This is a genomic window from Bacillus sp. F9_6S_D1_P_5 (genome assembly GCF_054823925.1).
The window spans coordinates 549,412-571,176 of the sequence record NZ_JBTREW010000001.1 but is presented as its reverse complement, the minus strand read 5'-3'; the positions used below and the strand labels follow the sequence as shown (position 1 = coordinate 571,176).

Genomic DNA, 21,765 nt, shown 5'->3' with positions numbered 1-21,765 from the left:
TGCTACAACCTAAAATGTAGCCTATTTCAATTTTTTCTTAGAATAGCAAGTTAGTATTACCTTACCTATTTATCAGATGTTGCAATCTATTAGAGAGAATGATAGTTTTGCAGCTGCCTATCACTCGCCGTTGGTGTTTCATCTGTTACTAGGAGTAAAATTCTCCCTTGATCTAGTTTTTCTTCATATAAGTTAGCTTCCTCCTTCGACAACCCCATTTCCTCCATTTGATTTCGGAGTTCGTCCCCTTTTTTGGAGAAAAAGTTGATAATACTTGTGCCTAATCCTTGTTCTTTTACTCCAATCGTATTTGTGTTTGTATCATCCGCAATCTTTTTTGTTAGATGTTTTTCATGTGTTAAGACATAAATGTCATCTTGGCGAATCCCTTGCAATTCTAGCTCTTTTACTTTCATAACTACTTCCTGTTCATTTTCATATTCATGAACCACCGGTTTTCTTTCATTCTTATGCATTGTATTTTTCCTCCTTTAGTTTTTTATTTTCTTATTTAGTTGTTATGTAATATGTAATACACCTATTTTAAAGATGTTAAACCTAAATTTTCAAAAAATTTTATGTAATAGATTATTAATGTTTTTGAATATTAAAGCAATGTCACGAGCATTTTGCTTTAATAACAGTGTTACAAATAACAATTTGTTTGGAAGACAAGCCTTTTTTTTTATCATTGGATTTTCCAATGACATAGAAGCACAGCGCTGCATTACATGTAACTGTCCCATGGAATTCCCTACTTCAAAAGAAAAAAGCATCTCACTAGATGCTTTCTTTCATTGTTCGCACTATAAATCTATTTAGATAATTCTCTTATTACTATAAAATACATTTATTCTAGTTCCTAAACCTCACTTATTTCTTAATTCACTCATACCAATATAAAAGCAAATAACCTACCATTAAAAAATAAAGAAAACAAATTATTTGGCTATTCATTCCGTAAGCTTAATACTCAAGTTAATTTTTTTCACAAGGTTAAACTTTATTAAGAAAACCTTAAGGAATTTCCCTCTATATTTATAAGATTTTTTTCTATCCTAAATCATGTAAATGAACAAGAGGAGAAATGCTTATGAAGAAATTTGTACTTTGCATACTAGGAATAGGCCTACCTATATACATACTACCTTTCATATTACGGGGGGATTTGGATAGATTTAATCCGATTGCTGAAGAAAAAAATGTATATGCCATTGCGAAGGGGTATGGTGTTCCAGATTATCATCATAAAGGACAAGCTATGTACGCCCTAAAAGGTGTTGATGAATCAAGAAATGAGAAAGAATATACAGTAGGAACTAGCGCCCCTAATGATTTTATAAAAAAAACTTACTTAAAAATTCATGTGAAAGGAAAGTATGTGTATTCTTACGACGTTATTTCTAAAAAGGATGTTCCGGAGAAAATAAGAAAGCAATTAGAGGTAGAAGTTAAATAAAAGAGCCTGCTCTTATGAGCTGGCTCTTAATTACCTCCCCAACCTACCATTAGGATATCTTAAGGAAGGAGAATTCTTTCGATCACTTGATTACATTCGCTATCATTGTTTTAACAACCATTCTTCAATTACTTTCACTGTTTCATCTCGTTGTGCTTTTGGCGTAATTAAGCTCGCATTATCACCTTTTTGCTCACCATACATGCCAAAATGAGCATGGTTTCCACCTTTTATCATGTGCATAGTTGTATTCTTTGACATGAACTTTTTATTGTTCTCTATTTTTTCTACTGTTGCTAAAGCATCTACTTCCCCATAAATTGATAACATCGGAATCGATTTCGTAGAGAAATCATCTGCAGGGTACGAGCCTAAGAAAATGATCCCGTCTACCTTGTCTTCATGTTGGAAGGTATACTTAGAAATCATAGCTCCCCCCATTGAATGCCCTGCAACATACCATTTTTGAACTTTAGGATACTGTTCCCTTACACTGTCTACTGCATTGATTCCAAGTATCGCTAAATTTAATGGTAATTTAGGCATTACTACAAAGTGCCCATCTTTTGCAAGAGCTTCCCCTAAGTAACTATAAGCCTCAGCTTCTACTTTAGCTCCTTGATAAAAAATAACCCCTATTTTAGCATCTTTCTCTCCAAAAACTATATTCTCTCCATCTTTTTTATCATCTACTAACGACAAAGCCTCTGTCGTCGGTTTATAAGTAAACTGAGACCAAACAAAAAAACTAATACTTCCTATAAGTAAAATACCTAGTAAAGAGTACAGAATAATTTTTATCCATTTCTTCACAAAGATGACCTCCCTAAGATGTATATATTCTATATTTTAGATTACCATTCATACACATAAAAACTCGAGCATTTTTATTATGCTCAAGTTTTCATTTACGTCTTTAATTTATACTAAAAATTGTCCAAGATAAATATGTAGCAAATACAGACCATAAAAAATATGGAATTAGCAACCATGTCGATACTTTAGATAATTTGGAAGAAACCGCTATGAGAAGTAACGTAGTAATAGCGACTAGTAAACAATCTACTGTTGCTAAAAATAAATTTTTTTGACTGAATTGAAAGTAGCTGAACGCTTGATTGCACATGTAATTTAAAAGGAATACAAACCAAAATGTTTTTGGGTTACATCCATATTTGTTGTAAATAATTGTAACCGTCAATGCAATAAGTCCATATAATACAGCCCAAACTATTCCGATTGTCATACCAGAAGGTGTCCAAGACGGCTTTTCTAGCGCATCGTACCACATACGATCAATAGGAAATAAAATACTAGAAACATAAAACAAACCATATGTTAGTAAGAATACTAGAATACTAGATTTTTTCATAAACATTCTCCTTTTTCAATAGAAGGTTTTAGAAACTCTATATGATTATTCTGTCCCTTTAATGGGTAATATTCTAATATTTAAATTTCAAATACATATTATTTAACCTATTTTATGCGAACTCTTTCATACTTTTATATGCACAAAGTGCTCTCTCTCGTGCCGCCTTATGATTAACAACTGGCAAAGGATATGTATGACCAAGCATTATATTGGCCTTTTGTAAAATATGCTCAGGTGCTTCCCAAGGTTTATGTATATATTTATTAGGCATATCTCTTAATTCTGGTACCCATTTTCTTATATACTCCCCATCTTTATCAAACTTTTCTCCTTGTGTGATGGGATTAAAAATACGAAAGTACGGTGATGCATCTGCCCCACTTCCAGCAACCCACTGCCATCCCATTGTATTATTTGCAATATCAGCATCTAGCAGTGTATCCATAAACCATTTTGCTCCTTCTTGCCACGGAATTAACAAATGCTTTACAAGAAAAGAGGCTACAGCCATTCTTGCCCGATTATGCATAAAACCTGTTTGCCATAGTTCCCGCATTCCCGCATCAATAAACGGATAACCAGTTTCACCCTTCTGCCATACTGTTAATAACTCCTCTTCATTATTCCACGGAAAATGTTCGAAGCTCTTATTAAGAGGTTTATATACTGTAAATGGATAATGATATAGCAAATAATAAGAAAACTCTCGCCAAATGAATTGACGGATAAAACTACTCACTTGTTTTTCAAAAAGACTACATTGTCTTTCGGTACTTTTATTGATTAAGTAATGATACATCCATCTCACTGATATTTGGCCAAATGAAAGATACGGTGCCAACATCGAATGAGCATTTTCATTTGGAAAATCTCTTCCTTCACTATAAGAGGCTAATTTGCTAGAGAAAAATTTCTTACATGTTTTGTATGCCCCTTGTTCTGTAGGCTCCCATATTAATTCAATATGAGATGTCCACCGTATAGTCGGCAGCAAATGTAATTCTGAAACAGATAAGCTTGCTGGTAAAGAGTTTCCTCCTTTTATATGCTGCACTTTACTAATAGGTTTAGGTATTACCTGCTTTTGAAATGCATTGTAAAAAGGCGTAAACACCTTATATTCAGTGTTATCTTTCTTTTTAATAATCCACGGTTCTAATAATAAATGTGAATTAAATTCCTTACAAATAATACCTTTACCTTCTAACATCATTTTCATTTTTTGATTAGATTGTAATCTGTCCGGATCAAAACAAATATTCCAATATACAGCCGTTATACCTAACTGTTCTATGAGAGAAAGTATTTCTTCGTGTGTATTTCCTTTACGAATTATTAAAGTAGAGCCCAATGCCTCAAGTTGCTTTTGGACATCTATTATAGCATGATGTAACCACCACTTTGACGCACTTCCTATTGAAAAAGTTTCGTCATGTACATATACCGGAACAACCTCACCGGACTGAGCAGCTTCAAATAGAGCTGGGTTATCATATAAACGAAAATCTTTTTGAAACATAACGATAATTTTATTTTGCATGGCTATCCTTTCTAATTCTTAAAGCACAATTCTTTCTTTATGAAAACAAGTACTTCTGTTATTTTTAAATGATTATAAGAATCACTGTTTGTAATTGCAAACAAACTTTTCTATCTTTAATGGATTTTTCCAACTCTTAATAAAAGTAAAAATACAATGTACTTTGTACTTATCTTAAACTCTTATAAAATAAAAAAGAAAATGGAGAGAAATATGAGAAAACAGTTTGATAAACAGTCAAAATTAAATACATCTATAGATTCAACAATCCTATGGACTTTTCAAAACCAAAATGCTATAAATACACTTTTGAATGAAGGTAAGCTTATAGCCGATTCTATTTTTGTTAGTAAAGAAGATTTCACCGCATATAAATACATTGTAAGACATATGAAACAGAGTGGTATTAATTTTATTATAGATTTGCCCATTTGGGCATGGCATTCATGCAACGGTTACAAAAAAAGCCTACTGTTGAGACAGCAAGGGAATTACTGTCAGATATTCAATTAGAGAAAGAAATATACCTCATCGAATTCACATGTCCTAATTTTTTATTCATGCTAACAAACTATAGTCGATGGTGCGACATTTATTTTAAACTTACTGACAATCCTAAAGCAATTATAACAAGTGATGAAGAAAAATACTTATTTGATCTTTATCCTGCCATGGAGGAAGAATGGGAATATCATCATATCCAAGCAACTCTACCCTACCTAAAAAAAGAATGGATTATACAAATAACAGAACTTAGTAAGATGAATGGATTTAACAAATAATATTGTTTATGAATGCTTTATTTAAGCATTCATAAACATAACAAATAGTCACATTAAACTAATACATTTAAAATAGCGCTTTTTATATGGTACCCTATTTTGCATACGTGCAGCTTACTCATTTAGTTTTGGTCTAGTTTGTAAATATAAATTCAAATCCGGACTTGAACCGCTAATAATTACATCTCGCATAATTTTAGAAAGTACCATACTATATACTAATCCATTATCTCCATACGCATAGATAAAGTGACAATTTGGAAACTCTTCATACATTCCAATTATAGGTAAACCATCATGAGTACCACCATAAAAAGCACTTAAATAAAATTCAGGTTCAACTGTTATATTTGGAAAGAGCTTATTAAATTCATTTACTAATTTCTCTTTTTTATGGATTAATTTTGAATCTCTTTCTTGAGCAATGTTTGTATCTTCATCTAACCCACCTATAATAATCCTGTTATCTGCAGTAGTTCTCATATAAATATATGGTCTCGCAGTTTCCCAAATGAGAGTACGTTTATACCAAGAAGATAAGTCTTCTACAGGATTAGTAATAACTGCATATGAGCTAATCAGTGTAGCGTTCTTTTCCTTTTTAAATTCCAACCCTTCATATCCTGCAGCCACAATTACTTTATTGGCAGTAATAGAATTGCCCCCTTTTGTATAAAAGATAGCACATTCTTTCTCTAACTTTTTGCCAACAATCTCTGTATCTTCATAAATGTGAACTCCTTTATTAGAAGCTTGTTCTAATAAACTATGTGTAAATTTATAAGGATTTATTTCACCATCATTATACGTATAAATAGCTGCACGTTTTTTAAATGGATATCTCTGTCCAATTTGTTCCTCTGATAGCCAAGTCGCTTTAAAATCATGCTTATGTAAATAATACAGTTCCTTTTCTAATTTCTTTATATCCTCTTCATAGCTTGCATAATATAAACTGTCACGTCGTTTAAAATCAGAGCAATAAGGTAAGTTTTGATCAGTATATTCAATATCATTAATAGCTTGTTCACACAATTTCATATGCCTAACTGCACACTCTTCTCCAAATGTATTTACAAGCTCAAAAAACATCTTGTCACCTAAATATTGAATAAGTGCTGTATTGGTAAGGTTACTCCCGTGTCCTACCTTTCTTTTATCAACGACAACAATATTTAAATCTGATTCACTCAAATAGTATGCTGATTGAGCACCTGAACTTCCTGCACCTATTATTAGTACGTCACATTTTATATCTTCGTCCAATCGAGGATAAGAAGGTGTATTAGAAAAAGTTGTGTTCCAATATAATTTCCCTTTCTGTAAATCCATTTAAAGTGCACCATCCTAAATAAAATAGTTATATCCCCATCTGTATCTCCAAATCATTCTTACTATATACTTCTTATCAAATTTATTTTTGCTATCATTAGATTATTAGTGCAATATTTTGTTCATCCATATTTGGTATTAAACTAAACTTATAAAAAGTTAATAGTATATATATTATTTATTTTCATTTAGAAATTTAAGAACTCGATTAAAAGCTTCTTGACCTGCTGGAGTGTTCATTTTAAATTGAAATTCATGTGCTAACTCACCAGAGATATTTTTATCAAAGAAAAGTGTATCTACAGGTACTCCTTTATTTTGTAAAGTAGAAGCTAATGCTTTACCTTGCTCTTCAAATGATGCAGTATTTCCATCTGTGATGAACGTTGGTGGGTAATCTTTTGTAACGTGTTTATAAATAGAGGCGATTTCCATTTCAGGTAATGTTTCAAACTTCTTTTTACCAAAGTAAGCCCAGCCAGTAGTACGCATAAAGTCTTGTACTTCTTTGGATGTTTCCATTTTAGCTAATGCAGGCATATTATACGGGCCGCAAAATAGCAGTATACCTTTAATTGTAGAAGGAGCAACAATAGCGTCAATTCCGGTTAATTTCGCATAATCTGGAGATGTTTGAATAGTAACAAATTGCCCAGATATTTGCGCTCCCGCAGAATCTCCTGCAAAATACAGGTCATCTAGTTTTACATTATATTTCTTTGCATTTGCTTTTATATATTCATAAGCCTCACCAAGTTGTAGTACTGGTGTAGGATACTTTCTTTTAGGAGCAAGAGCGTAATTTATATTTATCACTGTATAACCACGAGCAGCTAATTCTACTGCATAACCAGTAATGTTTGATTTATCTCCACCTACAAATCCACCCCCGTGTACCCAAAAAATAACAGGTGTTTTTCCTGTAATATTTTTGGGATAAATAATGTCTAATGTACCATCAGGAAATTTAGAATCATAATTGATATCTTTAACAATTCGTGTCTCTTTTAGAGCGTTTTTATAATTATTAGATTGAACAAACATCCCACCTTCAAATGCTTTTTTTATGAGAAACGCTTTTGGAATAGGTGAAACATTCCAAAAAATAACTCCAGCAATAATCAATCCGAAAACAATACAAATAGTTAGTAGCATTCTTTTTTTCCAGATCATTTTAGATTTTAACTGTTTTGTTCTCATAATTAAAGAAGCTCCATTCTTTTTAGTAATAATCTTAAAATAAATTACAACATACTTTTCGATTTTACGATTACCTTTATTTTCACCTGCCAATCCGCATTTAAAATTTCATGCAAAAAGTTATATATTTTTATTATGTACATATTAGATATCTCCTATAAAACACATGAAAAATTCAAACAAAAAGAGCAAAAGATCCCCATTTATAGAAGATTCCTTTTGCTCTTTGTAAAGGACACAAGTCCAAATAAAAGTTGCTTATCTATCGATAACTTACACATAAGAATGCATTTTTTTCGCTACTTTATTAGTAGCAATTTTAACAATCGTTTCTTTTTCACCTGTTCTATCAATCCTGAAACCATGAACTTTAACATTAGACGGCACTAATGGATGATGACGAATCATATCTATACTCTTCTCAATATTTTCACTAACATTTTCTTGTCCACTTAGCCATGCATTCAGGCTACCACTTGAAAATTCAGGCATGCAATTTTTAAAGAGATAGTCTATTTCTCTGTTATTTTTTATGGAATCACGTTGAATTTGTAGATTAACTACATCAGTTTCTTTATCCTCTATTCCGACAACAAAAATTTCTTCTACATTTTCTTGATAAATAGCAATAATAATAGATCTCATTATATCTCCATAAGGATGTATAATTACAGAATCATAGCTGTGTATAGTCAACATGTTTTCTTGTTGAATGTTAGTTACTTGTTGGATAGTAGGCTCTATCCCATGTTCAATGTCTGTTAATAATAATACTTTTTTATTCTTTGAATTCATATGGAGCACTCCTTCTTCATTATTGTATTTATGGAACTTTTAAACTAGTAACGACAGTTGATTATTCATGACATGATTGTTACCAATTTTTCCATTGTCCTTCTGGATCAACACTTGCAAGTCTAACCCATCCATTTTGAACTTTTTCTCGAAATGTGAAATCATTATTTAGCAAGCGTTCTATATATTTAGTAGGCGCTTGAATTATAATTAATAAACGAAGTGGTGAATGATACGTTTCACTATCTGACTGCATAACGGATTGCCAAGGTAAGCCTGGCAACAAGTCACTTGCATTTCCTTGCATAACACCGAGACCCGCCGTTACGGTTTGTGTTGTTTTGTTTCCACTACCATAATAATGAGGGGCTACAGTTGAAGCGTAATATTGTAGATTTATCCACTGCGCTACTGTTCCTGGTCCCGCTATGATGTTAGCTAATATATCGCCACTTTCATCCTGTTTCCAATCATAATTATGAAGGAAAGCTCTACCTTCTAAGTCACAACCCTGAGTCAATTCACGCTGCCCGATAATAAAAGATGCGTTACGGGCTAATCCCCATTCCGGACGTATTTCACTCCAATCTTCTGCAAATCGGTGTGCTTCTTTACTCGGATTTTTTATTTCCGTTTTAAAATTAGGTAATTGCATTAAACGCTCTCTATTTGCATGTTGGCTCACATTTGGCATAATCGACCCGATACAATCAAATGCTTCTTGCGCAGTTTCCGAAAGTTGTGGGACGTAAATCCATTCCAATTCATCCACTGTTGTTTTATGTTCAGCTGCTGCAAAAATGGTGTCCTCAGGAATTTTAATACCTTCAGCAGACAACCCCTCTCTTACTTCTGGAAGATTACATAAAGTAGCGAAAACTTTTGCATTGAATCCCCCTGCTGCTCCGCCACAAGCACCACACTCAAGCGCTGCGGCATAAGGATTGTTCGTACTTTGACTACTATGTCCGCACATTACAACTAAAGGCGCAAATTTTTCTGTCAATCCCACCATTTTTAAAGCCTGACGCACATAGTTCACTTTTTCTTCTTTCGTAAAACCGATAGGTATCTCACATTTTGTATCATGAACATGATTAAGTGAGAATGTTGTATCAGGTTTTTGTAACATCGTTTTACGAAGGTTACGAAGGAAACTACCTACTCTTCTTGGCACAAAACTCCTTGTTATCATTTGTAAACCAAGTAAAGGGCCACTTACCTCAGGTAATAGCATACTTGTCAGTACGTTTTGTTTCATCGTTTTAAACGTATAGCTTACTGAGCTGTCTATCTTCTTACGTTGCTCATAAGATTTAAATTCATTTTCATCCGTGAGCTCTTTTATTTGATGTTTCGGTTTTAATATAACTGGCAAAGAAGGATGGCTATCATTACTACCTAGTTCACTAGTCGCAATTGGTAACCCAAAGAAACCAGCTATTCCAAACGTTTCGAACGGACCTAATTTTTCTAGATGGCGGCGAAACGGTTCTGAACGGACATCAATACAGAATGCTAATTGAGCTAGTACACGTTTTTTATCATTAGTTGCACGTTGCTTAGAAGCAACCTTCTCCCTTAATTGCTCTGCATGCGTCTGTTCCCAAGCTTCTAGCCAAAGTTTCCTGCGAATATTTTCATCAAAACGATAAGCAAATGCTAATAATTCGCTTTGTTCAGCTGCAGACATTTGTGACCATTCCAGGGTTGAAATATTCCCCCAGTAGATCCAAGAAGCTATAAGTGGGACAATCGCAACTTTTTTCTCAGCCTTTTGATTTTTTATAGGTAAATAAGGTTTGACAATGGCCAGCTCCATAGAAATTCGAACTGCTAAATATTCTATAACGAGTTCCTGCTCCTGAGTTGACTGTCGTGAACGCCATAGTATCATTCCTGCCCACCCAGGCAAAGCAAGCAAGTGCTCTTCAAGGTAAGCTTGCATGTTAGATTCAGAAATTCCTAGTTCAGATAACGCTCTTGTTAAAGCTACCTGAGCATCCTGTGGCCAATCTTTTAAAACGCTACGCTCATTTTTACTAAGCGCTGGATCAAATTTAATAAGGTGATGCCATGCACGATACAAACCTTTCTCTCGATTTGGCATCGTCCAACTTGACCCGGAATCATCCAAATATAATTTACACCATTTAATGATATGATAATTAAGAATATTAGAGAGGTTTTCACCCTTTTGATTCTCTATAAGTGAACTTACAGGTTGCAAAGAAGAGCCTTTCATACTCTCTGTATTTATATAACTCATTTCTTCTGCCAGTTTATTTAATTGTGGCGATGATAATAGACTAGAAGGTAATTCCTCTAATTTTAATGCTGCTTGGCAAAACTGCTCCACTTTCTTTCGCGGGATATGAAAAGATTGTGAATCAAGCCAATGAGACAAGCCACTTTGTAAAAATGATTCCTCAATCTCCCCTTTCGTCTTTGCCGAATGAATCATAGAAGCACTAGGATATATATCCACATTACGAATTTCTTTTAACCAATCTGCAACTTGTTCAAATGATTGTTTTTCAAGTCCCATCCAAGGGTGATGAGCTGCAAATGTAGCGATCGGCCAAAGTGGTGCAATCACTCGGCTAGCAGATTCAACTAAATCATTCATATTCTTTTCTTGTATTTCAATATTTGTATCTTTCTTCTTTAAAGTTTCTTTCGTTAAGATTGACTGTATGCTCATCACTGATTACCTCCCTTTGATACATAATGTTTAAGATAGCTTGGATGACTTTCTACTGACTTTTGTCTCGCCTCACCTACTCGAACGAACCAAAGATACATTACAGCAAACATTGTAGAGGATTGATTACGAGTAACGAGAGTACTAATAGCACTACCAAATAATAAGAGACATATAACAAAAATAACGGCTGAAGCTGAAGGTTGAACATTTTGATACATGTCAGTATGCAACCATTTATAAAGAGAATTATGAACGGTAAAGTAAATGAGAGAAAATCCAGCTAAAATAAATAGACCAACAATTCGTCCCATTCTTCCCTCTCCAAAAACAACAAGCTGTTTCCATGAAAAGTATAATGACCACCCTAAAATGAACGCACTAACTAATTGATACCCTTCTCCAGAAGTCGTAAACCAAAAAGCAATCGCTATAAATAATCCGAAAACACGCCCGACCATAGTCCATAAATTAGACATCTTTTCATTAGACGGCTTCACTGCCCCAAAACGTTGTACGGAAGAACCAGCTTGTAAAAACAGTGTAGCTTTAAATAAACCATGTAAAATTAAATGAATAACAGCCGCCAAATAGGCTCCTAATGCGCATTGAATAAGCATAAACCCCATTTGTGCAATAGTTGATCCCACTAGCTGACGTTTATAATCAACTTGAACTAGACTAATTCCTGTTCCGATTAAGATAGAAATACTAGAGAAAATTAGTAAAATGATTTGTGCAATATCATCATGAAAAAGAGGTGAAAATCTAGTTAACATGATACCGCCAGCATTTACTAAACCCGCATGCATAATAGCAGAAACAGGAGTTGGAGCAACAGCTGACTCAATTAACCACCTTTGAAAAGGCCATTGTGCTGCTGGAATCATCACAGCTACTATAATCAATAAGTTAATTCCTGTTTTCTCCAACGTTCCAAATTGAGCTACATTTTCATTCGTTAAAACTGATGTTAACTGCCACTGTCCAGTGACTTGAAAAAGCCAAATGATAGCTGCTAGCAAGGCGATCCAGCTTATTATAAATAAATAACTAGAAATTTTTGTTGCTTCGCTAACTACTTTCCACCCTTTATTTAGACCTATGAGTAAAACCAATCCTATAAGAGTTGCTCCCCAACAAATAATCATGAAACGAAGATCATTACTTAACCATGCGACTGAAGATACACCTGTAGTAAATGTAAAAAGTGCAAAGTATTTTCGATATGAGCGATCTCCCAGTAAGTAACGTATAGAAAAACGTTGAATGATTAAACCAATTGTAAGAACAAAGAAAGCCATAAACCAAGCTAAAGTATCTAAATGCCAAGGCCCTACAACTCTATCTCCATTGTGATTAACAAGTGCGAGTAAAGAAACCAATGAAGGCAAAGCAGCGATACCAATATGGATATGAACAAAACGTAAAGGCATCCTTGCATGTAAAAACAACAATCCACTTAGCCAAGAAGCACTAAGCGCCATAAAAAATAATGTTAACAGTGTTGATGAACTCAGCGAAATTAACATGTACAATACTCCCTTCCAAACGAAAATAACCTATAAAAATTCCTTTTAAGTAAGATAGTTTTTTAATTTCAATTTTCATTCACTCTTTTTAGTACATCGTTTTTTCCCATAAAAAAAACCGACAACTTCCATAATTCAATGATTTTATATCATCATTGAATTATGGAGATTGTCGGTTTCCCTTCAACTAACTTCAATAAAGTTTTTTGAAGAGCTCCCATTTTATAGAGGATAATAATGTATGTATTACTCCTGTTAAAAAGAAATGTATATTTCTGATCTCCTAGATTATGCAATCAATATATCAATTTATGTTATAAGCTATCTTTTCATTAAGAAACTTTTTCATTTAGTCAATATTACATATTAAAAAAATGCTAAAGCCTTAATTATAGCAAACTGTTAAAATGAGCATCTATCAATTTTTTAAAACAATTATAAGATAAACCATATTAAGCAGTTTGTCAATTTATTTATCCGTTTTTTGAACGTTATTTCAATCAGAATTTATTATACCTTAATAACTTCAAATTTTTAATTATTAGCATGTTAATAAAGTTAAACAAATTGCAAAACTTGTAGGTTTCTTAATCCTCCCACTACATTTTTAGTTTATCTTCCACTAATCTTAAGATGTTTTTTATTTTTAAAACTTTTCCTCAAGATTATGAAGCAATTTAAAAATCATTACTCGTTCGCCTGTACGGGAGCTTATATCCGTATGAAAGCTTTTCACTTTCTCTCCAGTTAATTCTAGTATAATCTCTTTTAACTCTTCAATTCCAGATTCAACTAGCTCCGAACGATTTTTCTTTATCGTTAACATACCGTCTTTTGTTTCGCAAACAGTATATTCAGCCGGTGTTAAAATACCTTGTAAATTTACGATAATCATATCCCGTAATATATCTGTCTTAACGGATATAGACCCGCGTCCTAAGTAGTCCTTTTCCCAGTGAGTAATTGCTTTACTTATCTCTGATTCAATAGAACCTTTTGAGTTTTTCATTTATGTATCCTCCTTCAATAAAATAAATTTACAATAACAATATAATAATCTGGATTAATTTTATTTTCAATTCTTAAGTAGAAATTATAGCAATTACAAAAAAGACTCTTATAAAATTAATAGTCCTTTTTATATTGTTTCAGTCAATCAACCTTTTAATTGTTGTAAGTATAGTTTTTCATTTCTCCTTTGATATTTCTACAAAATAAAGTTAAGTTCATAAACAAATAAAAAGAAAAGCAAGTGCCCTCAATATTAGATCACTTGCTTTTTCTTTCATCATATACTTTCTAAACAGCTCTATGGACTATTCGAATTACTTGCTTTTGTCGTATCTGCAACGTTCATTAAATATTTCAATGCAAGAATAATGACGATGAATACAAATGGAGCTAAATAAATAACTATCTAGTATTTAAGTCCTATTTCGCTACGTATATTGGGATAGTACCCGATGACTATCAACTTAAGAACGGAAGCTTACGTTTGAACATAATATCAAATTTAGATGAGCAAGACTATTTTAAGTGAATAGAATGCAATCTTTCAGAATACATAAAATATATATACAAGCTTAACCTGATCACTTCATCATTAGTGAAAGTTGGATTATATAAATTTTGGAGGAAAAGTTATGCAAAAAAAGGTTCTCCTATTTACAGATTTGGGGATTGACGATGCGTTTGCTATACTGTACACCTTTTTTCGTAAAGATATTCAACTTGTAGGAATTGTAGCCGATTATGGAAATGTATCAAGAGAAAATGTAATAAGAAATATTAACTATTTGAAATACATTGCGGGAAGAGAAGAGATACCTGTATTCCTTGGTGCTTCTGTACCATTGACAGGTATCTTGATTCAGTATTTCCCTGAGGTACATGGAAAGGTTGGATTAGGGCCTATTATTCCACCTGAAATTTCATATCCAGTTTATCCTTTAAATGATATTTATCAAGTTATAGAATCAAATTTGGAAGATCTTACAATTATCAATTTAGGAAGACTTTCTTCGCTAGCTACGACTTTTGTATTGAATTTAGAAATAATGCGAAACGTAAGAGAATGCATTTGCATGGGGGGAGCTTTTTTCTATCCAGGTAACGTAACTGCTGTAGCTGAAGCTAACTTTTACGCCGACCCTTATGCAGCAAACTTAATTCTGCAGCATGCAAAGAACTTGACAATTATCCCTTTAAATGTGACTCAACATGCGATTGTTACACCCGAAATGGTCCAACAAATCGATGAATTTCATCGAAATACACAGGATCTTGCAGGGCTCATCCTCAAACCTATGTTGGACTATTATTATAATTTTTATTCCAAGTCTAATCCTGGTATAAGTGGAAGCCCTATGCATGATTTTGTAACAGTGTGGTATTTGCTGAACCAAGAGGCTGTTGGTCTTTCAAGAGTACCTATTAAAATAATTCCTGATCAAGGAGAAGGTTTTGGTCAAAGTATTGCAGACTTTCGTTTTGTTACTAATCCAGGCTATAAAACGCATAATGTAGCTTTTCAGTTTGATTATGAAAGATTCAAGAAGGATATTATGGAAACGTTCTTAAAGAAGAGAGTGTAATAGACTTTATTAACTTCAGATAATACGGATTATGTGAATGAAATGCCACTTCACTTAACGTACAGGAAATCTACTTTTTATATTTCTCATTCAATTAAAGCAACTATATCTTAAAAAAATCATAAAGTGTCCTATAGCACTGTTTTATAATTTTAACCCTCTTTTTCATCACCTTTGCCATTTACTGAGAATCAGGATTTTTTTCCGCTCGCAATTTATCAACGATATTTGAATAATCTTTCTCCTTACGTTTCTGGCTTAAATTATATGCAGCTTTAACTTCTTGCACTTTAATTTTAAATCCAACAATTCCTTTTAATTCTCGTTCTAATAGCTGAGGAAAAAGTTCATCCCATAAAACTATATTTTCACGATTTTCTTCATACTTTTTTAGCATCATTGCTAGTTCTTCTATTAATTCATCTATCTCTAAAATGCTTGCTGTACCATATACATGAATGGCCTGATAATTCCATATTGGAACTTCTTCCTTTCTATATACCGAAAAGAGGAAATATAAGCGTGTGGTCCTTGAAACACACCAAGCACATCTCCATGATTCCCGATATTTCCGGCTAATTATCTCCATAAGCCATATGACCAGTAATATAGTAATCATCACCTTTTTTATTTAACCCAAAGGCAAATGAATGGCAATTGGCTTCCCTTGTTCTGTTATGACAATCGTACCAAAGGGGTTTTTTAGAAAAACTCATCAAAATCTCTAATCTTAAAATATTTTGGAATATCCCCCCTTTTAACAAAGTTATTTAAGTGTTTTAATCATTATAAAGTCTGTTTGTTCTTCATCACCCATATAAAACGAGTGGGCGCCAACTTGGACAAATCCCATTTTCTTATAAAAAGCGATAGCATTTTCATTCTTTTCCCAAACGCCTAGCCAGATTTTCTTTTTATTATGTTCCATTGCAATTTCAATCGCTCTATTTAATAGATATTTACCAAGCCCATGTTTTTGAAACGTGCTTTTTATATAAATCCTCTCGATTTCAAGTAATTCCTCACCCATTTCTTCAGACTGAGCGTCATTCATATTTACCTTTACGTATCCAGCGACTTCATTATTAAAATAAATTAAATAGAAATGAGAAGAAAGATTGGCTAATTCTTTTTCTAATTGTTTTAAGTTAAATGCCTTTTCCAAATAAACATTCATATTTTCGGGTGAATTTTGATGCTTAAATGTCTCATCGAATGTTTCATAACTAATTTCTTGAAGCTTATGTAAATCTTCAAGAGTACACTTTTTTATATTTATAGTCATTTACATACGTCACTCCTTTATATGATCAATACATTCTCTTGTTCCCTTTTTTTACAAAATCCCAGTCTTTTTCTACATTCCCTCTTACCCTTTGAAGAAAATTGAAAATAGTTTCTGATTCTTTTTCAGAAAACCCCTCCAATGCAACGGCATTGGAATAATCATTTTCTCTTATTATAAAGGGATACACATTTTTCCCTTTCTCAGTTGGAAAGAGTTTTTTTATTTTTTTGTTATGTTCATCTTCTTTCTTTTCAATAAAGCCATTCATTTCAAGTTTTTTTATAGCACGAGATGCTGTTGTTCGATCCACTTTTATCATCTCAGATAGCTTTTCTTGAATGATACCTGGGTTTTCACATATTCGTACAAGGTACAAATACTGCCCTTTTGTCAGCTCATATTCTTTAAATTCTATATTACTTATAGAATCTAATACCCTTGCTATCATTCCAATTTCACGAAGAATTTCCTTCATAAGTAGCTCCTCATTACGTTTTTTGTTGCAAATGCAATATTTTAAAATTACATTTAATATAAAATATTTTTATTGTAAATGCAATAAAAAAACATATTGATGAATACTTTAAAATAACTGAATCTTACTAACCAGTTTATCCTCTTTTCGAAAAGGAAATATTTAAGTGACTTCTAGTTTTATAGTAAAACTCAAATTTACAACATTAAAGAAATTAAAAAACAAAAACCCCAATCTCTCCATATTAAAATTGAGAAATTGGGGTTAAGTTATTTAACAAGATTTTTTAATTAAAACAAATAACTGATTAATAAACCTGCCGATAATAAGAAGCCGAAAATCGTATTTGTCATCGCTGTTGATTTCATGGCGATGCGCATATACCCGGGATCCTTTGCTCCTTTTTGGAAACTTTGAATTGCAGAGATTGGCTTTCTCAAACCTAGGAACATAACTAATGCCCAAGGGCTTATATAACCCATCAATACAATTACGGCAATCCATAAATAAGCAATGAAAAAGGCTACTGCTAGTGTTACTATTGCTTTTCCTCTCCCAAGGAGGATTACTAATGTCTTTCTTCCACCTTTAATATCTTCTTCGATATCTCGGATGTTATTCGACATGTTGATTGCACCGACTAAAATTCCAATTGGAATGGAAATCAATACACTTTCAGTCGTTATCGTATTCGTTTGAATAAAGAAAGCGATGAGTACAAAACATGTCCCCATTAACAATCCAGAAACTAATTCTCCAAACGGAGTGTACGCAATTGGTAATGGGCCACCTGTATATAAATAGCCAACCGCCATCCCAATTAAACCGATGACGACTAACCACCAGCTGCTATTCATACAAATATAAACTCCAATAATTGCTGCTACTACATACAATAAAAGCGCAACTGTTAACACATTTTTTGGTTTCAATCCGTGACGGACAATTCCGCCACCAATCCCAACAGAATCAGCGGTATCTAATCCACGTTTGAAATCATAGTACTCATTAAATAAATTCGTCGCTATTTGCAATGCTAAACATGCAACCATCATCGCAATAAATAAAAGCCAATCAATTTTGGCAACATAAAGTGATGCCACCGTCCCTAAAATTACAGGAGAAAACGTCGCCGTTAACGTATGCGGGCGTGTCATCTTCCATATTAATTTAGCGGAACTAATTTCTTTTTCTGTCCCCATAACTCTATTCAAGCTCCCTACATTTAAGTATAAATTACTAGCAGTATCTTTCTATCTGTTTTCTGCCACGCATCCATTATATCAAAAAATGAATTGGTAATAGAACTGTAATGCTCTTGCTTATCCCTCTATCACTCTTGAATTCAGTTTTTCAAAAGAAAGTCCATTGCTCACATTCGAACAACGGACCTTCTTTATATGAACCATTTTAAAACATCTTCAGCAATCTCTTCTGGTCTATCCCAATGCATTAAATGCCCTGTATCTTTGTAAAGCTTAGTTGTAATATTAATACGCTTCTTAAATTCTGCTATCTGCAATTCTCTTATTTCTAAATAATTATCGGGAAGATCGCAATACAACAATAAAATATCGCTTTTAATTTTATGAGGTTTCAATGTTTTATACACCGTATATTGAAACTTAATTACACCTCTAGCGGTATCGCCAGTAGCATGCCATTTTACTTTACAATCTTCTTCTCGCATTAAGTCATAAACCGCACGTTCTATTAATGGTGACCACCTGCTGTAAGCCATTTTTTCTGATTGGATGAATGCTTCTTTACTGTCAAAAACATATTCATTAAAATCCTTTTCGTAATGAGTGATCTCTTCTTCTAATGATCGTGGTGGACACTCTCCTTCTTTCGCATCTTTATATAGCTTCGCAAAATAATCTGCATTCATTTCACCATGATGATAACCACCATCTAACAAAACCATTTTATTCACTTTTTCTGGACATTCTGCTGCATAGTGAAGCGCAACGCTTGCGCCCCATGAATGCGCTACTATATGAAATGTTTCTTTTCCTATGTGCTCAAGTAATGCTACTACCCAATTTGTTAAATGGGCTGCACCATAATCTTGATCCTTCTCAAAATTTGGTGTTTTCCCATGTCCTGGTAGATCAAACGATACAATATGGTATTTATCTTTAAAAAACTCCGCTATTTCTATAAAACTTAATTTTGTACTTCCTAAACCATGAAAACAAATGATTTGAGGGTTACTTTTATCCCCCCATTCACAAACACTTGCCTTATATTCACCAAATTCTACAAAAAAGTGATTCATTTTTAATCTCCTCTAATTATCAGATATAAATTAGTTCCAATGCAAAATTGTTTTTTCAGAATAAATAAATTCAACAAAATTATCCAAATCCCTTTTTCGTAAATGATTTTTATAGAATGCGGGAGTTACCTCTAGTTGAAAGCACTAAACACTTATCATTTCAGTTAATGGTTAGATTACATCTTCACGCCCCTCAAATTAATATAGTTTAATAATTGTATGATTCGTTTATCATATGTGTGATGTTTCAAAGTCCTATCCAGCCCATTTTTTGCTATACGTTTTCTTTCTTGTACATGTTCCAAATAATACTCCGCTTTTTCTATAAACTCCGATGCGCTATTAAAAGTTTCTATTTCAACACCTGGTATGTAATGTTTTGCTACATCTGGGCGTATATCAGTTAACTGAAAAGAACCTACAGCATTAATTTCAAACGTCCTATTATTTACTGAATACGCTTGAATATTTGCAGAATTACAATTCAATTCCTGATCAATTAGTGAACGATGCAAATTTATATTGATTTTAGTAGATACATAAAATTGTAACGCATCTTCATACTTCGCAAGTGGCAAGAGTTGTATTTTATCCTTTAACCTTTCATAATTCTTTAACTTCTCCCAACCGAACCCCACAATTTTTGTATTTTTTTCTGCTAAATACTCTGAAATAGAATCAACAAAGTTAATTCTATTTTCAAATGCTGTGCCTATAAAACTAAGATCATACTTATATGTATCTTCTTTAAGAGAAGGTTTAAATACCTCTTGATTTGCTGCTAAAGGAAGATGAAACACATTCTTACACCCTATCGCTCTATAAAACTTGATACAATTTAAATCTTGCGTAAATATGTAGTCATAATACGGAACAAAATTTTGTGTTATATCCGTATAATAAGGATCATCTGTCAGCCAAAGCCCAGTAGTAAATCCTGCCTTTTTTAAGAATGGCATAATATGATAAAATTCTTCACTTAAACCGCTTAGTACCAAAATAAAATCTGGTTTCATTTTTAACGCGGTTTTTATAGCTTTTTCTGGACTCATCATAATGGTATCGCTGTTTACCTTTTGTAAACTATTCAAAATTGCCGCTTCGATCATTGGATAATAAAAAGGAATTCCCGATTGAATAAATAAAATTTTCTTAGGAGTATTGCCCTTCATGTCATTTCCCCCTATTTCTACATAATCAAAGTGCACGAAAATTAGCAGTCTTTATTCATTTTCATGACCTCTTACTTTACATGTATAAGCACCGTTTATGTCCATTATGTTGAACTTTTCCTGATTTACAGACTAGCGGTGGATGATTCTTATAATATTGTTTCACCTTCTTTAAAATCTGTTACTTCAACCAGATTATTAATAAAACATGATATATAAAAGAAGAGCCAATTCACACATGAATTGGCTCTTTCTTATCGTATAAAATCTCAATAGTTACACTAGCTAGATTTTATTTCTGTAACCCATTAATAATGGTATCTGTATTCCATTTCATCATTTTCAAGTAAGTATCTCCATCCTCCCCTGTTTTACCTAGTGAGTCTGTAAAAATTGTACCTGCAATCGGTACATTTGTTTCTTTTGAAACAGTTTCCATACTACGTCGATCTACACTTGTTTCGACAAATAAAGCCGGAACTTTGTTTGTTTGAATTAAACTTACAACATCTCTAATTTGATCTGGAGTACCTTGATTTTCTGAGTTGATTTCCCAAATGTATCCCGTCTTAATGCCATATGCTTTTCCAAAATATTTAAATGCACCTTCACTAGAAATTAAGAAACGTTTTTCTTCAGGGATTTGTTGAATTCTGTTCACTGTCTCATCATGTAATTTTTGAAGTTCCGCTACATACTTATCGGCATTTTTAGTATAGAACTCTTTATTTTTAGGATCTTCTTTAATTAATGCTTTCTTCACATTTTCAGCGTATACAATACCATTTTTAATATTCATCCAAGCATGTGGGTCTGGTTCTTTTTCTAATCCTTTTGTTTCTAAATAAATAGCTTCTACACCTTCACTTACTTTATAAACCGGTGCATCTTTCTCTGATTTATTTGCCGTTTTTAATAGTTTTTTAAACCATGCTCCGCCCTCTTCTAAGTTTAGCCCATTGTAAAACACCATATCTGCATCTGTCATTTTCATAACATCTTTCGGTAGTGGATCATATTCATGTGGGTTAGCTCCAATTGGAACAAGACTATGAATCTCAACTTTATCTCCACCAATTTGCTTCACCATATCGTATATAATGGAGTATGTTGTTACAACTTTTAATTTTCCACTACCCTCTTCTTTCCCATTTGTGTTACTAGAACACGCTGTTAATGCAAATACGAAAATACAAATTACCGATAATAAGATATTTTTTAATTTCATCATTATCC

18 protein-coding genes and 3 pseudogenes are annotated in these 21,765 nt (G+C 32.9%); 4 read left to right on the top strand and 17 right to left on the bottom strand.

Annotation, left to right across the window (positions count from 1 at the left end):
* Positions 1–89: 89 nt before the first annotated feature.
* Positions 90–476 (bottom strand): YflT domain-containing protein, encoded by a 387-nt coding sequence (locus ACUXEY_RS02810; RefSeq protein ID WP_327960847.1) that lies wholly within the window; start codon positions 474–476, stop codon positions 90–92.
* 118 nt (positions 477–594) lie between these two features.
* Between ACUXEY_RS02810 and ACUXEY_RS02805 the strand changes: the two are divergent.
* Both ACUXEY_RS02805 and ACUXEY_RS02800 read left to right on the top strand, forming a co-directional pair.
* Positions 595–699, top strand: a pseudogene (locus tag ACUXEY_RS02805) (acyl dehydratase); the annotation flags it as partial.
* Positions 700–1,093: 394 nt separating this feature from the next.
* The gene (locus tag ACUXEY_RS02800; RefSeq protein ID WP_461300031.1) at positions 1,094–1,459 is read left to right on the top strand and encodes a YxeA family protein; all 366 of its coding nucleotides are present in this window, start codon (positions 1,094–1,096) and stop codon (positions 1,457–1,459) included.
* 102 nt (positions 1,460–1,561) lie between these two features.
* On the opposite strand, the gene ACUXEY_RS02795 is transcribed toward ACUXEY_RS02800, so the two are convergent.
* The 3 genes from ACUXEY_RS02795 to ACUXEY_RS02785 form a co-directional block, all read right to left on the bottom strand.
* Positions 1,562–2,272: an alpha/beta hydrolase gene (locus ACUXEY_RS02795; protein ID WP_048525469.1), complete on the bottom strand. Its 711-nt coding sequence runs from the start codon at positions 2,270–2,272 to the stop codon at positions 1,562–1,564.
* A 103-nt stretch (positions 2,273–2,375) separates the two neighbouring features.
* Positions 2,376–2,831: a TspO/MBR family protein gene (locus tag ACUXEY_RS02790; protein ID WP_461300030.1), complete on the bottom strand. Its 456-nt coding sequence runs from the start codon at positions 2,829–2,831 to the stop codon at positions 2,376–2,378.
* 112 nt (positions 2,832–2,943) lie between these two features.
* Positions 2,944–4,374, bottom strand: a complete 1,431-nt coding sequence (locus ACUXEY_RS02785) for a cryptochrome/photolyase family protein (protein WP_461300029.1) — start codon at positions 4,372–4,374, stop codon at positions 2,944–2,946.
* 213 nt (positions 4,375–4,587) lie between these two features.
* Between ACUXEY_RS02785 and ACUXEY_RS02780 the strand changes: the two are divergent.
* Positions 4,588–5,156, top strand: a pseudogene (locus ACUXEY_RS02780) (DUF3841 domain-containing protein).
* Between the two features lie 114 nt (positions 5,157–5,270).
* On the opposite strand, the gene ACUXEY_RS02775 reads toward ACUXEY_RS02780, so the two are convergent.
* The 6 genes from ACUXEY_RS02775 to ACUXEY_RS02750 all read right to left on the bottom strand — a co-directional run bounded on the left by ACUXEY_RS02775 (position 5,271) and on the right by ACUXEY_RS02750 (position 13,728).
* Positions 5,271–6,488 (bottom strand): NAD(P)/FAD-dependent oxidoreductase, encoded by a 1,218-nt coding sequence (locus ACUXEY_RS02775; RefSeq protein ID WP_461300028.1) that lies wholly within the window; start codon positions 6,486–6,488, stop codon positions 5,271–5,273.
* A 174-nt stretch (positions 6,489–6,662) separates the two neighbouring features.
* Entirely contained in the window at positions 6,663–7,688 is a 1,026-nt protein-coding gene (locus ACUXEY_RS02770) for an alpha/beta hydrolase (protein WP_461300027.1), read from the bottom strand.
* Between the two features lie 273 nt (positions 7,689–7,961).
* Positions 7,962–8,483, bottom strand: a complete 522-nt coding sequence (locus ACUXEY_RS02765) for a carbonic anhydrase (RefSeq protein WP_461300026.1) — start codon at positions 8,481–8,483, stop codon at positions 7,962–7,964.
* 79 nt (positions 8,484–8,562) lie between these two features.
* A complete protein-coding gene (locus tag ACUXEY_RS02760; protein WP_461300025.1) occupies positions 8,563–11,187 on the bottom strand; it encodes a DUF2309 domain-containing protein in 2,625 nt (874 codons plus the stop codon).
* Complete coding sequence (locus tag ACUXEY_RS02755) at positions 11,187–12,719, bottom strand: NADH dehydrogenase subunit 5 (RefSeq protein ID WP_429602478.1); 1,533 nt, start codon at positions 12,717–12,719, stop codon at positions 11,187–11,189. The genes ACUXEY_RS02760 and ACUXEY_RS02755 overlap by 1 nt, the downstream gene beginning before the upstream one ends.
* A gap of 646 nt (positions 12,720–13,365) precedes the next feature.
* A complete protein-coding gene (locus ACUXEY_RS02750) occupies positions 13,366–13,728 on the bottom strand; it encodes a Na-translocating system protein MpsC family protein (protein WP_098346744.1) in 363 nt (120 codons plus the stop codon).
* Positions 13,729–14,362: 634 nt separating this feature from the next.
* Here ACUXEY_RS02750 and ACUXEY_RS02745 point away from each other — a divergent pair.
* Positions 14,363–15,313, top strand: a complete 951-nt coding sequence (locus tag ACUXEY_RS02745) for a nucleoside hydrolase (RefSeq protein ID WP_461300024.1) — start codon at positions 14,363–14,365, stop codon at positions 15,311–15,313.
* A gap of 181 nt (positions 15,314–15,494) precedes the next feature.
* On the opposite strand, the pseudogene ACUXEY_RS02740 reads toward ACUXEY_RS02745, so the two are convergent.
* The 7 genes and pseudogenes from ACUXEY_RS02740 to mntA form a co-directional block, all read right to left on the bottom strand.
* Positions 15,495–16,060 (bottom strand): annotated as a pseudogene (locus ACUXEY_RS02740) (FMN-binding negative transcriptional regulator).
* Between the two features lie 19 nt (positions 16,061–16,079).
* Positions 16,080–16,598: a GNAT family N-acetyltransferase gene (locus ACUXEY_RS02735; protein WP_461300023.1), complete on the bottom strand. Its 519-nt coding sequence runs from the start codon at positions 16,596–16,598 to the stop codon at positions 16,080–16,082.
* A gap of 25 nt (positions 16,599–16,623) precedes the next feature.
* The gene (locus ACUXEY_RS02730; protein WP_461300022.1) at positions 16,624–17,076 is read right to left on the bottom strand and encodes a MarR family winged helix-turn-helix transcriptional regulator; all 453 of its coding nucleotides are present in this window, start codon (positions 17,074–17,076) and stop codon (positions 16,624–16,626) included.
* A 290-nt stretch (positions 17,077–17,366) separates the two neighbouring features.
* On the bottom strand, positions 17,367–18,278 hold the full coding sequence (gene menA / locus ACUXEY_RS02725) for a 1,4-dihydroxy-2-naphthoate polyprenyltransferase (protein WP_429602483.1): 912 nt from the start codon (positions 18,276–18,278) through the stop codon (positions 17,367–17,369).
* Positions 18,279–18,472: 194 nt separating this feature from the next.
* The gene (locus tag ACUXEY_RS02720) at positions 18,473–19,357 is read right to left on the bottom strand and encodes an alpha/beta fold hydrolase (RefSeq protein WP_461300021.1); all 885 of its coding nucleotides are present in this window, start codon (positions 19,355–19,357) and stop codon (positions 18,473–18,475) included.
* Positions 19,358–19,533: 176 nt separating this feature from the next.
* Positions 19,534–20,529 carry a CgeB family protein gene (locus ACUXEY_RS02715; RefSeq protein ID WP_461300020.1) on the bottom strand — a complete coding sequence of 332 codons (996 nt, stop codon included), beginning with the start codon at positions 20,527–20,529 and terminating at the stop codon, positions 19,534–19,536.
* A gap of 292 nt (positions 20,530–20,821) precedes the next feature.
* A complete protein-coding gene (gene mntA / locus ACUXEY_RS02710; protein ID WP_429602485.1) occupies positions 20,822–21,757 on the bottom strand; it encodes a manganese ABC transporter substrate-binding protein/adhesin MntA in 936 nt (311 codons plus the stop codon).
* Positions 21,758–21,765: the final 8 nt, after the last annotated feature.